General features: G+C 34.3%; 13 protein-coding genes. 1 reads left to right on the top strand and 12 read right to left on the bottom strand.

Annotated elements, in window-relative coordinates; translation table 11 throughout:
• Window positions 1–35 precede the first annotated feature (35 nt).
• Entirely contained in the window at window positions 36–1,250 is a 1,215-nt protein-coding gene (locus Q1B37_RS16430) for a cysteine desulfurase (protein ID WP_299900715.1), read from the bottom strand.
• 78 nt (window positions 1,251–1,328) lie between these two features.
• Here Q1B37_RS16430 and Q1B37_RS16425 point away from each other — a divergent pair, with 78 nt between their 5' ends.
• Window positions 1,329–2,681 (top strand): serine hydrolase, encoded by a 1,353-nt coding sequence (locus Q1B37_RS16425; RefSeq protein WP_299900287.1) that lies wholly within the window; start codon window positions 1,329–1,331, stop codon window positions 2,679–2,681.
• Between the two features lie 70 nt (window positions 2,682–2,751).
• Here the strand turns inward: Q1B37_RS16425 and sufD are convergent, their stop codons facing one another.
• The 11 genes from sufD to Q1B37_RS16365 form a co-directional block, all read right to left on the bottom strand.
• Window positions 2,752–4,065: a Fe-S cluster assembly protein SufD gene (sufD, locus tag Q1B37_RS16420; RefSeq protein WP_299900284.1), complete on the bottom strand. Its 1,314-nt coding sequence runs from the start codon at window positions 4,063–4,065 to the stop codon at window positions 2,752–2,754.
• 2 nt (window positions 4,066–4,067) lie between these two features.
• On the bottom strand, window positions 4,068–4,820 hold the full coding sequence (sufC, locus tag Q1B37_RS16415) for a Fe-S cluster assembly ATPase SufC (RefSeq protein ID WP_299609783.1): 753 nt from the start codon (window positions 4,818–4,820) through the stop codon (window positions 4,068–4,070).
• 52 nt (window positions 4,821–4,872) lie between these two features.
• Window positions 4,873–5,253, bottom strand: a complete 381-nt coding sequence (locus tag Q1B37_RS16410) for a hypothetical protein (RefSeq protein WP_299900281.1) — start codon at window positions 5,251–5,253, stop codon at window positions 4,873–4,875.
• A gap of 25 nt (window positions 5,254–5,278) precedes the next feature.
• On the bottom strand, window positions 5,279–6,724 hold the full coding sequence (gene sufB / locus Q1B37_RS16405) for a Fe-S cluster assembly protein SufB (protein WP_299609787.1): 1,446 nt from the start codon (window positions 6,722–6,724) through the stop codon (window positions 5,279–5,281).
• Window positions 6,725–6,768: 44 nt separating this feature from the next.
• Window positions 6,769–7,098 carry an iron-sulfur cluster assembly accessory protein gene (locus tag Q1B37_RS16400; protein ID WP_299609790.1) on the bottom strand — a complete coding sequence of 110 codons (330 nt, stop codon included), beginning with the start codon at window positions 7,096–7,098 and terminating at the stop codon, window positions 6,769–6,771.
• Window positions 7,099–7,227: 129 nt separating this feature from the next.
• The gene (locus tag Q1B37_RS16395) at window positions 7,228–8,280 is read right to left on the bottom strand and encodes a cytochrome c peroxidase (protein ID WP_299900278.1); all 1,053 of its coding nucleotides are present in this window, start codon (window positions 8,278–8,280) and stop codon (window positions 7,228–7,230) included.
• 12 nt (window positions 8,281–8,292) lie between these two features.
• A complete protein-coding gene (locus Q1B37_RS16390) occupies window positions 8,293–9,042 on the bottom strand; it encodes an MbnP family protein (RefSeq protein WP_299900276.1) in 750 nt (249 codons plus the stop codon).
• A gap of 21 nt (window positions 9,043–9,063) precedes the next feature.
• Complete coding sequence (locus Q1B37_RS16385) at window positions 9,064–10,431, bottom strand: hypothetical protein (protein WP_299900274.1); 1,368 nt, start codon at window positions 10,429–10,431, stop codon at window positions 9,064–9,066.
• Window positions 10,432–10,447: 16 nt separating this feature from the next.
• Entirely contained in the window at window positions 10,448–12,937 is a 2,490-nt protein-coding gene (locus Q1B37_RS24245; protein ID WP_366944329.1) for a choice-of-anchor B family protein, read from the bottom strand.
• A gap of 223 nt (window positions 12,938–13,160) precedes the next feature.
• Entirely contained in the window at window positions 13,161–14,585 is a 1,425-nt protein-coding gene (locus Q1B37_RS16370; protein ID WP_299900264.1) for a choice-of-anchor B family protein, read from the bottom strand.
• A gap of 32 nt (window positions 14,586–14,617) precedes the next feature.
• Complete coding sequence (locus tag Q1B37_RS16365) at window positions 14,618–15,844, bottom strand: choice-of-anchor B family protein (RefSeq protein WP_299900262.1); 1,227 nt, start codon at window positions 15,842–15,844, stop codon at window positions 14,618–14,620.
• Window position 15,845 lies beyond the last annotated feature (1 nt).

Raw genomic sequence — 15,845 nt, 5'->3', positions numbered from 1 at the left:
AACTAATTAACATTCATTAGTTTAAGAAATGATACTTACGATAGCATCATTTTTGCTTTTTTAACAGCCTCTACAAGAATATCGATTTCTTCTTTTGTATTGTAGAAAGAAAATGAAGCTCTAATGGTTCCTGGTATCTTATAAAAATCCATAATGGGTTGTGCACAATGGTGACCGGTACGTACTGCTACACCCAATTTATCCACAATAGAACCAATATCATACGGGTGGATATCACCAACATTAAAGGAAATTACCGAAGTTTTATGTTTAGAAGTTCCATAGATTTTTAAACCTTCGATTTCAAGAAGTTTACTTGTACCGTAGTCTAGTAGTTCTTTTTCGTATTGTGCAATAGCTTCAAAACCAATGCTATTCATATAATCTAAAGCCACCCCAAAGGCAATACCTCCGCAAATATTAGGTGTTCCAGCTTCGAATTTGTGAGGAAGACCAGCGTAGGTTGTTTTCTCGAACGTAACCTGATCAATCATTTCTCCACCACCTTGGTAAGGAGGTAATTTATTAAGCCACTCTTCTTTTCCGTATAATAAACCAACACCAGTAGGTCCACAAAGCTTATGCGCAGAGGCTACATAAAAATCAACATTTAGTTTTTGAACATCAGGCTTGATATGTGGACAAGATTGTGCACCATCTATTAATACCGCCGCTCCAACCTCATGGGCTTTTTCTATTATTTCTTCAATAGGATTAATGGTTCCTAACGCATTAGAAATATGATTCGTAAAAACCAATTTGGTTCTTTCTGATAACAATTGATCATAAGCATCCATCAAAAGTTCTCCTTCTTCATTCATTGGTATCACCTTAAGAACAGCTCCAGTTCTTTCACAAAGCATTTGCCATGGAACGATATTAGAATGGTGTTCTAAAGCAGAAACGATGATTTCATCACCTTCTTTTAGTAAGCTGGAAAAACCAGTAGCTACGATATTAATACTATGGGTAGTCCCAGAGGTTAATATAATTTCGTAAGAATGTTTTGCATTAAAATGTTCTTGTACTTTTTTACGAGCAATTTCATAAGCATCCGTAGCTTCCTGTGATAATGTGTGCACGCCTCTGTGGATATTAGCATTGTAATTACTATAATAATCCACTATGGCATCAATCACTATTTGAGGAGTTTGTGAGGTGGCGGCATTATCAAAATATACAAGCGGTTTTCCGTTTACTTCTCTATCTAAAATAGGAAAATCTTGTCGTATTTTCTGTACATCAAACATATCAATTTCTTTCTGCAAAAATAGGAACTATTTCTAAGTGATATTGCTTATTTTTAAAAGGATTTAACACTTCACACAATGAAAAGATTTAAAAAGATTTTAGGTTTTATATTTATTGGATTGGTTGGGCTTATTCTGATTGCGGGTTTTTGGAATTATCCTAAGCTTACCATACTTTCCGGATATTCTGCTAAAAATATGGCTTCTTCTGTTTTTATAGGAAATCGTTCTGTAGAGTTTACAGACAGCAATGATAATAATTTTGCTCCGGTTCATTTGGCTGAAGATGAAGTAGATACCAATGAAAAATCTGCTGTTGCTTCTGTTTTTGGATTAAATCAAAGAAAAGCTATCTATAGAGAAGGATTAGGAAGCGTATTGATTAATGATGGGTTTGATATAGATGCACCGTATAAAAAGCCAAAAAGAACCATATTTAAGACGAATTTGCCTTTTCCGTATGGAAACCTACCTCAGAATGATACAGTTTTTGCTAACGTTGATTATAACAAAATAAAAAGTTCGGTTGCTACAGTATTTGATAGACAAGGTGAAAGTATTAAGAAAACTCGAGCAGTAATAGTTCTTTATAAAGACCAGATCATTGAAGAAAAATATGCCGAAGGATATGACAAAAATTCGGTGCTCTTAGGATGGTCTATGACTAAAAGCATTTTAGCAACTAACTTTGGAATCTTACAAAAGCAAGGTAAAATAAATATAGCAGATAAAGCGCCAATAAAAGAATGGCAAAATGATGACAGAAATGAAATTACCATTAATAATTTGTTACAGATGAATTGTGGTTTAGTTTGGGATGAGGATTATGGGTCTATATCGGATGCAACAACAATGCTATACTTGGATGAGGATATGACGAAACCTCAAATTTTCAAAAAAGCGATCCATAAGCCTAATGAGTTTTGGTATTATTCTTCAGGAGTTTCTAATTTATTATCAGGTATTCTTAGACAGCAATTTGATAGTTATCAAGAATATCTTGATTTTCCGTATCGCGAATTTATAGACAAAATAGGAATGCACTCTATGTTAATAGAAACGGACATGGCCGGAAATTATGTAGGTTCATCTTATGCCTGGGGTACACCAAGGGATTGGGCAAAATTTGGATTGCTATACCTACATAGAGGAAACTGGAACGGAGAACAAATTTTTAATCCAGAATGGGTAGATTATGTGACTACTCCGACCCCTACTTCTGAAGGTGATTATGGAGGTCATTTTTGGTTAAATTCTGGAGGGTTTTATCAGGATGCTCCCAGAGATATGTATTCTGCTAATGGTTTTCAGGGACAACGAGTTTTTATAATTCCGTCTAAGGATTTAGTCATCGTTCGTTTTGGACTTGTTGGAGACGCAGGTGTAGATTTTAATGAATTTCTACGAGACATCAATGATGCAATAAAATAATGATTTTAAACAAAAAACCTCAACAATGATATGAAGAGGTTTAATTACTTATTTTAAAAGCTTAATTTTTTTATAAATCAAAACCAATATTTACTCCTAGTTTATTGGCAATTAATTTATTGATTCGCTGTTTTAGCTGAGGTATTTTTACACTTTCCAAAACGTTATTGGCAAAAGCATACATCAACAATGCTCTTGCTTCTTTTTCTCCAATACCTCTGGATCTCATGTAAAACAATGCTTGTTCATCTAATTGACCAATAGTACAGCCGTGAGAACATTTTACATCATCTGCAAAAATCTCTAATTGAGGTTTAGAGTTGATCGTTGCTTTATCACTTAATAAAATATTGTTATTAGATTGGAAAGCATTAGTTTTTTGTGCCTCTTTATTTACAATGATTTTACCATTAAATACACCCGTTGCTTTTTCATCAAAGATTCCTTTATAATCCTGATGACTTTCACAATTTGGTTCTGTATGATGTACTAGCGTATTATGATCTACATGTTGTTTTCCTTCGAGAATAGTAACTCCATTAAGAATAGAATCTATTCCTTGACCTTGCTGGTAGAAATTTAAATTATTTCGGGTTATATTACCTCCAAAAGCAAACGTATGAACTGATGCGATACTTTGAGCTTGCTGCTGTATATATGTGTTGTCTATTAAAGAAGCAGTCTCATTATCATTTTGAATTTTGTAGTAGTCTACAATAGCTCTTTTATCAGCAAAGATTTCTGTAACCGAATTAGTCAGCACAGGATTGGATGTTAAACTCTGATGACGCTCTATTATCTGTACATGTGAGTTCTCTTCAACAACTATTAAGTTACGAGGTTGTAAAAGTTGTAATGATTCTTTTCCTGTAGAGAAGTGAATAATTTGAATCGGTTTGTCTGCTAGCTTATTTTTAGGAATATAGATGTAAGCTCCTTCTTTAGAAAAAGCAGTATTTAAAGAAGTTAACCCATCTTTTTGAGCTACTTTATTAAAATAATTATCTATAACTGGTTTATACTTATCATGAGTTAATGCCGAGGACATTAAACACACATCAATTTTATCATGTGTAGTTTCTGATAAATGAGAAGAATACTTACCATCAATAAATACAATTTTATAAGTATCTAAATCATGAAGAAAATACTTCTTCACATCTTTAAATTCTAACGCATTTTCTTCTTTCGGAAAAATACTATAATCATGCTTTAGTATTGCATTTAGCGATGTATATTTCCAGGCTTCTTCTTTTTTTGTTGGGAATCCCTTTTCTTCGAATACCTTGATAGCTTGGCTTCTGATATCGTGAACAGGAGCATCAACATCTACAGTGTTTTCAAAAGCAAGAAAAGAAGATACTAATTTTTCTTTCAGCTCCATAACTATGCGTTTATCTCTTCTTTAATCCAATCGTATCCTTTTTCCTCTAATTGTAAGGCCAATTCTTTGGTTCCTGATTTTACGATTTTACCATCGTATAAAACATGTACATAATCAGGAACGATGTAATCTAACAATCTTTGGTAATGTGTAATAACAATTACCGCATTGTCTTTACTTTTCAATTTGTTAACTCCATTCGCTACAATTCGTAAGGCATCGATATCTAGTCCAGAATCTGTTTCGTCCAAAATAGCCAGTTTAGGCTCCATCATTGCCATCTGGAAAATTTCGTTACGTTTCTTTTCTCCTCCAGAGAATCCTTGATTAAGTGAACGAGATAAAAACTTACGATCGATGTCTAGTAATTCGGATTTTTCACGAATTTTTTTAAGCATATCCTTTGCAGGCATTTCTTCTAACCCTTGAGCCTTTCTGGTTTCATTGATAGCGGTTTTCATAAAATTAGTAACCGTTACTCCAGGAATTTCTACAGGATACTGAAATGAAAGAAAAACACCTTTATGTGCTCTTTCTTCTGCGGCTAAATCTTCTATATCTTCACCATCTAAAAGAATAGAACCTTCCGTTACTTCATATTCCTCTTTTCCAGCAACAATACTTGCTAAGGTACTTTTTCCAGCACCATTAGGACCCATTATTGCGTGAACTTCTCCGGCCTTTACTTCAAGATTAAGACCTTTTAAAATTTCTTTATCTTCAACGCTAGCGTGTAAATCCTTAATTTCTAACATTTCGTATCTTTCTTTTAAATAGTTTTTTTAGTCATTATATCTTCAGTACCACTTATTCTTGTCCAGCGGTTTCTGAAGATTTTATTTTTGTTGGTAATTCTGAGGTTGGTTCACTTACACCAACGATTTCTTTTATTTCTACAATCTCTGGCCAACCATCATCTTCGTTCTTTTTTATAATTCCTCTTACAACTACAGGAACCATGTCATATTCTTCTCTTTGTAATGGTTTTACTTTACTGTTTAATTCTTTGGCTATATCGTCTATAACCACACCATATATAAAGTCTTTTCCTTTTATAACACCTGCATCATCAATAAGTATGAATTCACCACGAATTAAAGTGGTTTCTCCATCTGAGGATTGTGATTTTTCGTTTTTACAGGAAAAAATTAAAAGACTTAAGATGATAAGAAGAAATGATTTTTTCATTTATGTGAGTTTGTTAGTTACACTTTTATCCAACAGAACCTTCTAGAGAAATTTCTAAAAGTTTTTGAGCTTCTACAGCAAATTCCATAGGTAATTTGTTCAAAACCTCTTTACTGAAACCATTTACGATTAAAGCAATTGCTTTTTCTGTATCGATTCCTCTTTGGTTACAGTAAAATATTTGATCTTCACCAATTTTACTAGTAGTCGCTTCGTGTTCTATTTGAGCGGTTTTGTTTTTCGCTTCAATATAAGGAAACGTATGTGCTCCACATTCATTGCCCATTAACAAAGAATCACATTGAGAAAAATTTCTAGCATTTGTAGCTCTGCTATTAATTTGCACTAAACCACGATAGCTATTTTGTGATTTTCCGGCCGAGATACCTTTAGAAATAATGGTACTTTTCGTGTTTTTTCCTAAATGAATCATTTTCGTTCCTGTATCTGCTTGCTGAAAATTATTTGTCACAGCAATGGAATAAAATTCTCCAACAGAATTATCTCCTTTTAGAACACAAGAAGGATATTTCCATGTTACAGCAGATCCTGTTTCTACCTGAGTCCATGAAATTTTAGCATTCTTTTCACATATACCACGTTTGGTAACGAAATTAAATACACCACCTTTTCCTTCAGAATTTCCTGGATACCAGTTTTGAACGGTAGAATATTTAATCTCTGCATCATCTAATGCTATTAGTTCTACAACTGCTGCGTGTAATTGATTTTCATCTCTGGATGGAGCGGTACAACCTTCTAGATAACTCACATAACTTCCTTCATCAGCTACCACTAAAGTTCTTTCGAACTGACCAGTACCTGCCTGATTAATTCTAAAGTAAGTAGATAATTCCATAGGACACTTAACTCCTTTAGGAATGTAGCAAAAAGATCCATCACTAAACACAGCAGAATTTAATGCCGCGTAGAAATTATCTTTTTGTGGCACAACGGTACCAATATGTTTTTTTACAAGTTCCGGATGTTCTTGTATAGCTTCAGAAATGGAACAAAATATAATACCCTTTTCTGCAAGGGTTTCTTTAAACGTAGTAGCTACAGAAACAGAGTCCATAACGATGTCTACTGCTACTCCAGCTAATTTTTTTTGTTCGTCTAAAGAAATTCCAAGTTTTTTAAAAGTATCCAATAGTTCTGGATCTACTTCATCAAGACTATTATATTTTGGTTTTTTATTAGGAGCAGAGTAGTAGGAGATATCCTGAAAATTAGGCTTCTCATAATTTACATTAGCCCATTCTGGTTCTTCCATTTGTTCCCAAACGCGAAAGGCTTCTAATCGCCATTCGGTCATCCACTCTGGTTCATTCTTTTTTTCTGAAATTGCACGAACAATATCCTCATTCAAACCAACAGGGAATGTATCAGATTCTATATCTGTATAAAATCCATACTCGTATTCTTTGGTCTCTAGTTCTTTTTTTAAGTCGTCTTCAGTATATGCCATCTTACGAAATCCCAAGCAATGCTTATAGGATAAATTTTAAATGTTTAAAGGGAAAAACTTTCTCCACAACCGCAAGTTCTGTTAGCGTTTGGGTTATTAAAAACGAATCCGGTTCCATTGAGTCCTCCGGAATATTCTAATGTAGTACCGATGAGATATAAAAAGCTTTTTTTGTCGACAATTATTTTAACACCATTATCCTCAAAAACTTTATCTCCTTCTTCTTGATTTTTATCAAACTTCAAGTCATATGATAAGCCGGAACATCCGCCACTTTTAACGCCTACTCGAATATAATCGGAAGAAACATCGTACCCATCATCTGTCATCAACTCTACGACTTTCTTTTTAGCTGTATCTGATACCTTAATCATACTCTTATAAATAGATTAATTCTAAATTGATTGCAAATATACTACATATGTAGGTTTTATTTACATAACCTAACATTTATCTAACATATATTAGAATAGGCAATATCTATTATAATATAAAAAAGGAGATTAAAATTCGGAAAAGCGATTGTCATTTAGGAAATCGTCATCTGTAAGAGTCTTTAAAAAGGCAATAATCTGTTCTTTTTCTTCTTGACTCATTGGAATTCCTTTAATCGTATTGTCTGAGTTTTTGAAAGTAGGATCTAAGGTTTCAGAATCTACCATACCATCACTATAATGATCCAAAACATCTTGTAATGTTTTTAATCTTCCATCGTGCATGTATGGAAATGTAAGCTCTATATTTCTTAGTGTTGGTACTTTAAACTTGTAGATGTCAGACTCTAATCCTGTTACTCTTTTTCTTCCTATATCATTGTATTGTGGATCGATCGGAAGACCATTGTTTCTGTACGATTGATCAGTAAACAAAGTTCCAGCATGGCAAGAGGCACATTTAGATTTAAATAGTTCGAAACCAGCTGCCTCTTGTTCTGTAAAAACAGCACCTTCATTACGCTCGATTTTATCATACTTGGTATTTGCGGAAACCATCATAATCATAAATTGTGAGAGTGCCCGAAGAATGTTTTCAGAATTAATTTCTTTATTTTCAAAAGCTAGTTCAAATAGTTGAACGTATTCTGGCTCTTCTTCAATTTTTTTGATGATACTTGAAAAGGTTTCATTCATTTCCACCTCTGCAGTTATGGGTATTATCGGTTGTAGATCTAAATGCATGGCAGCTCCATCCCAAGTAAATTCTTTCATAAACGCAAGGTTGTGCAGAGGTTGTGCATTTCGTGTTCCCAATGCACCATCCACTCCATGACTTACAATATGGGTATGATGTGTGAACGCAAAATCTTGGATATGACAAAACCCGCAAGAAACAACACCATCTGAAGCTAGCCTGCCATCATAAAATAGTTTTTTACCAAGCTCAAATCCTTTTTCTGTAGGAGGATTAGAACTTAAATCATAATCAAGATCTGGAAAATTAGATGGAATTTCGAATTCTAGTTTTGGATTTTGATCAATAGGGATATATTCTCCTTTATCTGAACTACAAGAAGTAAAGAAGCATATAAAAATCCCTATTGACACAAAATATTTCATCTATCAGTTTATTTATTGAATTTCGAACATAGTTTGCACGTTCGTGGCGATTTTTGGTGCGTTTTCTGGATCTACCTGAATATCACTTTTATCTTCTAATGAATGTGTATTCGTGCTATCAAATATTTTAGCAACATCAGCATTAACATTAATTGTTGATGTATTTCCATTAACGTTAATAGGACTAATTAAGTCTAATGTAATTTCTTTATAATTATCTAGCGTTTCTCCATGGCTACCTATGTGTAAAATAAAATCACTCGCGGTTCCGCCTTGAGGAGTATATGAGCCTTCAAATTTAAGAAATTTATAACCTGCAGACCAAGACCATAACATTCCTTGTTCTTCTGCAGTAGGTATAAAATTAGCAACTCCATTTAGTGGATAATTACTTTGATCTACTCCAAAACCAAATCTGATTTTGGTGTATACTCCAGCGTCAATACTACCAAGTTCGAATTGTTTAGAAGCAGGTACTTCTTCATTAATTAAAAAGTAACTATCGGCTACTGGATAGGTAAATTCATCACCATTTTCTTTTATGAAAACAATATTACTAATGATGTACTTCAATTCCGCAATAGTATAGCTTTCGTTACTTTGATTAGTATACGAAGTTGAGTTGAGTACAATGGGATTATTGTCGATAGTATTAGCAAACTCTAGATTTATAGTTCCAGCTTCTACTGTATCTGTTTCATTGTCATCTTTACAGGCAAATACAATAGTTAAAGCCAGTAGTGCAAATACGATTTTTTTCATGTGCGAGGTTTTAATTTTAGTTTATTTATATTTTATGATAACGGCATCTTTTGCCCCTTTATTTTCCGTAATATCACCATCATTACTAGCAGAACTTCCTGCCACAACAATTTTATTATCCGATGTTTGGATGACACCTGTGGCAAATTCTTCTTCAGTTCCTCCAAGAGAGTTTTTCCAGATGACGTTTCCGTTGTTATCAATTAACATAGTCCATACATCACTTTGTCCTTTGTTTTGATCTACATCAATATCATTGCTACGTGAATTTCCAGTGATTACAAAGCCTCCGGATTGTATGGGATAAATTCCTCTTCCTGTATCGAATTGGGTTCCTCCTAAAGATTTTTCCCAAATAAGATTACCATTTCCATCAATCTGAATCATCCATAAATCAGCATTTCCATTGGCATTGGTTATGTTACCATCATTACTACGAGCGTCACCGACAATAACATATTTCCCGTTTCCGTCTGAAGCAATGGCATATGCCACATCAATTTCGGTACCGCCGAATGATTTTTCCCAGATTTTTGTTCCTTCAGAATTTACTTTAACTAACCAAAAGTCATAGCTTCCCTGGCTATTGGTAATATCAAAGTCTACACTTTCTGAAGAGCCAATCATTAGGTAGCCTCCATCTTCGGTCTGCACAGCATCATAGCTACGATCATTATCGGTTCCTCCAAAATAACGTCTCCATTCTGTATTTCCAGAGGCATCTAGTTTAATACCCCAAAATTCTCCAACGCCATGTTTTTCGAAAAAAGTCTTATTATCGTTTCCATCGCCATTACTAGCGGTAACGTCTAAAAATCCTGTGATAAAATAACCACCATCATTTGTTTGGACTACCGAAAATGCACGATCAATACCAGGAAACCCAAAAGATTTCTCCCATTGTAGGTTTCCTGAAGCATCTATTTTTACGATCCAATAGTCCTGCAACCCTGCATTTTCGGTTACGTCTCCATCATTGCTTCTATTATATCCAACCAAAGCATATCCATTGTCTACTGTTTGTATAATCTTTTCTCCTCGATCATCTCCAGTACCTCCATAGGTTTTACTCCAGCTTATGGAACCATCTTCAGTAAGTTTTAATACCCAAAAATCACTATCGGTTGCGGTTTTATCGGTAATATCTCCATCTGTACTTTGGGTATATCCAAAAACGGCATATCCTCCATCGGAAGATTGAACTATAGATAGTGCTTCATCTTCCTGACTTCCTCCAAAGGTTTTAATCCAATCTACTGTTCCCTGAAAACCATCATCAGGATTAGTAGGAATTGTAGGATCAGTACCTCCATCATCACTGCTGCACCCAACGGAAATTGAAGTGATAAAAATTAAAAGAATTTTATAAAAGAACTTAGAATTACGCATTTGTTATTTTTGATTTTTATCTTTTTACTAATCGTTTAATAACTTGATTGGTATCATTAAAAAACTTTAAAAGGTACACTCCAGGATTCAAACCTGAAACATCAATTGTTTTGGTAACGGTTCCTTGACTCATCAATTGTCCTGAAACAGATATAATTTCGTAAGATGCCGTTTGATCCGTATTTAAAAACACTTCTAAAGTCTGTCCAGATACTGGATTTGGATACATTTTTAAAGCCAAAATATCTTCGTCTTCATCACCAAAAACAGGAATAATATTAGCAGTTACCACTTGCTCGCTATTAGATCTTGTACAAGAACCTTCATAAATTTTTACCGAAGCAAAATCTGAATTATTACCAGAACCACTATCGTTATCATTTATAAATACTAAACGATCCATGGTACCTGTATAAAAACTTCCTACAGGAATTACATAAGTTGTAAAACCGCTACCAGAATAATTATCGTAATTGGTAACACCGTAATTCTGAGTTCCGTGAACTTTAAAATATCTACTAGAGGTTAAACTGTTATCATTTTCGAAACCTACAGCATGAATTTCTCCTTGAGAAGAACTTCTAAATTCGAATTCAATAACTGTATTGGAAGTAACCGTATAATTAAAAGGAATATATTTCCAAGTATTGTTCGTTAAAGAAAGTGTAGTTCCGCTACTATTTACGCTAAAATCTCCTGCAGCATCCTGATTAGAGAATGAATTAATCTGAAAGTCTCTAAAATCTATACTATCACAGGTTGGTGGAGGAGGATTAGTGCCATCTGAAATACTAATGGCATCAATCGCAATGTCACTCTGCCATCCTTGATTTCCACTTCCTGTTAACACACTAAAACGTAATTGCACACTTGCTTCACCAGCATACGCAGAAAGATCAACATTTGCATTATTCCAGTTATTTCCTTGATCTCCATTTCTATTAAAAATAGAAGACCAACTCCCTTGATTATCTACTCGGGCTTCAACGGATAGAGAATTAATTGCGCTACCTAACATATGGTATTGAAAATCTAAACTCGGTGAGGAAAGATTGGTAAAGTTAAGACAAGGAGAATTTAGAATTGCACTTTTATTTGGATATCCCGTTCCATTCCCAGAAGCCTCCACATAAATATAAGTATTACCGTCTGCAGCTGCACTTGGACCTGTTCCATTAGAGGGAGTTCCTCCGGAATCTCTGGTCCAATTAAGATCATCGCCAGAAGCATTTTCCCATGCACCAAAACTAGATTCGAAGCTCTCTTCGAATGGGAAGCTAGTGACCACTGATGAACAATCATCTCCTCCACCATCTCCAGGCTCGCTTTTTCTTACTAAGAAAAACCCTCCTTCTATATCACTAATGACAATGTTTTCACTAGCAAAATAGGGATATACATTCCAAACGCCATTAAAAGAAGCGCTATTACTTGAAGGAAAAGTATCAAAAAATCCGACTTCATTAATGTTGGTATTTCCAATATCTGAAATATCGATTACTCTAAATCCAGCTCTATAATTTGCTAAATAAAATTTGTCCCCTTTTACATATCCATTATGATCTGTAGCAGCTGTAGGTCCATTGTAGATCATATGCTGTTGAGGGTTATCTAAATCTTGAAAATCAAAAATAATGGTCCGAGTATTAAAACCTACACCTTGTTCATCTGTTTCATCTCCTAATAAGAAGTATCGCATATCATCGGTAAACCAACCTTGATGAACATAACCAATATTTGAATATCGAATTGTAGAAATAGTTACAGGGTTGGATTTATTGGTAATATCTGCTATGACTACTTCAATTTCATTACTACCGATAAGAATTTCTCTACCAGTATAATCTGAGTCAGGACCATTGTATGTAACTACCTGAGCATCGTGAGTATATGCTCTTTGTCCTCCGGATAAAAATCCACCAGCGTTTACTGGGTTTTTAGGGTCCTGAATGTTTATAAACAGCGGTCCGCCATTGTAGGGGCCTGATCCTCTTTGTGCTCCTACAACATAGGCATATCCAGAATCCTCATTGATAACAATGTTATGAGCGTTACCAAATTCTGTATATCTACTATCTGCTGAAAAAGTAACAGGTGGATTGGAAACATTACGTAATCTGGTAAGATCAAAAACCTGCATACCATGACCAGATGCTTCACTTACTATAAAAGCATGATCGCTATAAACTTTTACATCTCTCCATAAACTGTTACCCGTTGCTGTGGGTAATTTTCCGAGGTAAATAGGATTGGTTGGGTTAGACACATCTATGAATGCTGTACCATTATTGAGACCAATAATAGCATATTCTTTAGATGTTTGAGAATCTGTCCATCCCCAACTATCATTTCCTGAACTTGCGCTCATTTGAGAAAGTGAAATTCTAGACATAAGATCATAGTCGTCACAAGGGTAAGAACCAGCAAATCCGTTGGTACAAGGCGTTTGGCTTTGGCAAATAGTGGTGAATACCACAAAGCCTAAGGCTAGGGTGAGTTTTTTCATGAGTTTGTGTAATTAGAAGTTAGTTATTCTAGTTTTTTAAAAACTAGCCATTTACACAAAATTAAACTAAAAAATCCCAAAATCGTTCCTAGCTTTCCGCACTATTTCGCTGGTTTAACCATCTTATAATCAGTATTTAATTGTATTATACTGTTTTTTGTTTTTATGAATTATTAAACCTTTTTTGTTTTTTAAAATTCAACAATTAGTTGAAATTTTTGAATTAATTTATGATTAGTTTTTTAGTGATATCATTAATTTTCACTAGGTACATTCCAGGCGAATAATCTAAAGGAAGCGTAACATTTTTAGTACTGTTAAGATTATCAATTTGAGTTATTTTTTTACCTAAAACATTATAAATCTCTATTTTTTCTAGACTATTAGAACTACCACTTTGTATGGTAACACTAGAGTGAGCAGGGTTTGGATAAAGTGCAAAATTTGATTTCACGTCAAAATTATCGATACTTAGCGTATTACTTTCTCTAACTAATAAAAACCCTCTTTCAATATCACTGATCACAATATTCCCACTATCAAAATATGGATATACATTCCACGCACCATTAAATGCGGCACTGTTACTCGAAGGAAAGGTGTCGAAAAATCCTATTTCGAAAATGTTTTTGTTTGCAATATCCGAAATATCAACTACTCTTAGACCTGATCTATAATTAGCCAAAAAGAACAAATTACCCTTTACATAACCATTATGATCGATCGATGGCGTAGGACCATTATAATCCATATGGAATGATGGGTTGTCTAGATCCTCAAAATCAAAAATTACAGTTCTTGTATTAAAACCTACACTAGATTCATCAAATTCATCTCCTAAAAGGAAATAGCGTTGATCCTCTGTAAACCATCCCTGATGCGTATATCCTACGTTAGAATAACTAATTGTAGAAATAGTTGTAGGGTTGCTCTTATCAGTAATATCTGCAATTACAATTTCTATTTCATTACTACCAATTAATATTTCTCTTCCAGTATAATCAGTATCGGGACCGTTATAAGTAACTACTTGAGCATCATGACTATATGATTCTCCTCCTGAGGAAATAAAACCTCCTGCAGCTACTGGGTTTTTAGGATCTCTAATATCAATAAAATGAGGACCTCCACCAAAAGTAGACGTGCCAACTGCATATGCAAATCCGGAATCTTCATTGATTACTATATTATGAGCATTTCCGAACTCGGTATATCTCGTATCAGAAGTAAAAGTTTCGGGAGGATTGTTAACATTTCGTAATCTTGTAAGGTCAAAAACTTGCATTCCATGATTAGAAGCTTCACTTACAATAAAAGCATGATTTTCATATACTTTTACATCTCTCCAGGAACTATTTGTTGTAGCGGTTGGTAACTTACCTAAATAAACAGGATTTGTAGGATCGGAAATATCAATAAAAGCAGTTCCGTTATTTAGTCCAATAAGGGCATACTCTTTTGAAGTATTTGGATCTGTCCAACCCCAACTGTCATTTCCCGAGGTGGCACTCATGGTTCCCAATGAAATTTCAGACATCAGGTCGTAACTATCACAAGGAAACGATCCAGCCATTCCATTCTCACATATGGCTTGAGAATAAATATGTAAAGATGAAATTAGAAACGTTAAGTAAATAAGTTTTTTCATTTTATAGGTTTTAAGGGTGTTTTTAATTTGAGTTAATCATTATTTTCTTTAACAAGTATAAATCCAGAATTGATATCACTTATGACAATATTTCCACTTTCAAAAAAGGGATATACATTCCAAGCCCCACTAAAACCAGTATTGTTATTAGAAGGAAAGGTGTCTATAAAACCAATTTCGGCCATGGATTGTGATGCGATTGAAGAAATATCTATAATTCTTATACCTGCTGTATAGTTTGCTAAGTAAAATTTGTTTCCTTTTACATATCCATTATGATCAATAGCTGGAGTAGTGCCAGAATAATTCATATGAAACCTGGGATTATCTAGGTCTTCAAAATCGAACACTACAGTTCTGGTATTAAAACCAACACTAGATTCATCCAATTCATCACCTAACAAGAAAAATCTTTGATCTTCTGTAAACCATCCCTGATGTGTATATCCTATATTATCATAATTGATAGTTGATATGGTTTGTGGATTATCTTTATCAGTAATATCAGCAATAACAATTTCAATTTGATTACTTCCGATTAAAATCTCTCTTCCGGTATAATCCGTATCAGGACCACTATAAGTAACAACTTGGGCGTCATGACTATAGGCATCTCCTCCTGTAGAAATAAAACCACCTGCTGCAACTGGATTTTTAGGATCTTGGATATTCACAAAATGAGGTCCGCCATTAAAGGTTGCTGTTCCTACGCCATAAGCGAAACCACTTTGTTCATTTATTACGATATTATGAGCATTTCCAAAACCAGTGTAGGTTGTATTAGCTGTAAAAGTTTGAGGAGGATTGGTCACGTTTCTAAGGGTTGTTAGATCAAAAACCTGCATACCATGTCCAGGAGCTTCACTTACTATGAAAACATGATCCTGATATACTTTAGCATCACGCCATGGACTACTTTGAGTGGCCGTAGGAAGTTTTCCCAAATAGACAGGGCTCTCTGGAGTGGATATATCTATAAAGGCTGTTCCATTGTCAAGGCACATAATAGCATACTCTTTACCAGTTGTAGCATCTGTCCATCCCCAACTATCATTTCCTGAAGAAGCACTCATTTCTGATAATGAGATCGATGATACAAAATCAATACCACAACTTTCATAAATACCTCCATCACTTTCGTTTGAACAACTAATAGGATCGATAGGTGTTATCGGATTACCATTATCATCATCATTACTACAATTCAGAAATAGTAATAGGATTATAGTACTTATTAATGCATTTAAGACCTTTTTCATA

This window comes from uncultured Aquimarina sp. (genome assembly GCF_947492965.1).
Lineage (GTDB): Bacteria > Bacteroidota > Bacteroidia > Flavobacteriales > Flavobacteriaceae > Aquimarina.
This window is presented reverse-complemented; position numbering and strand designations above follow the sequence as displayed.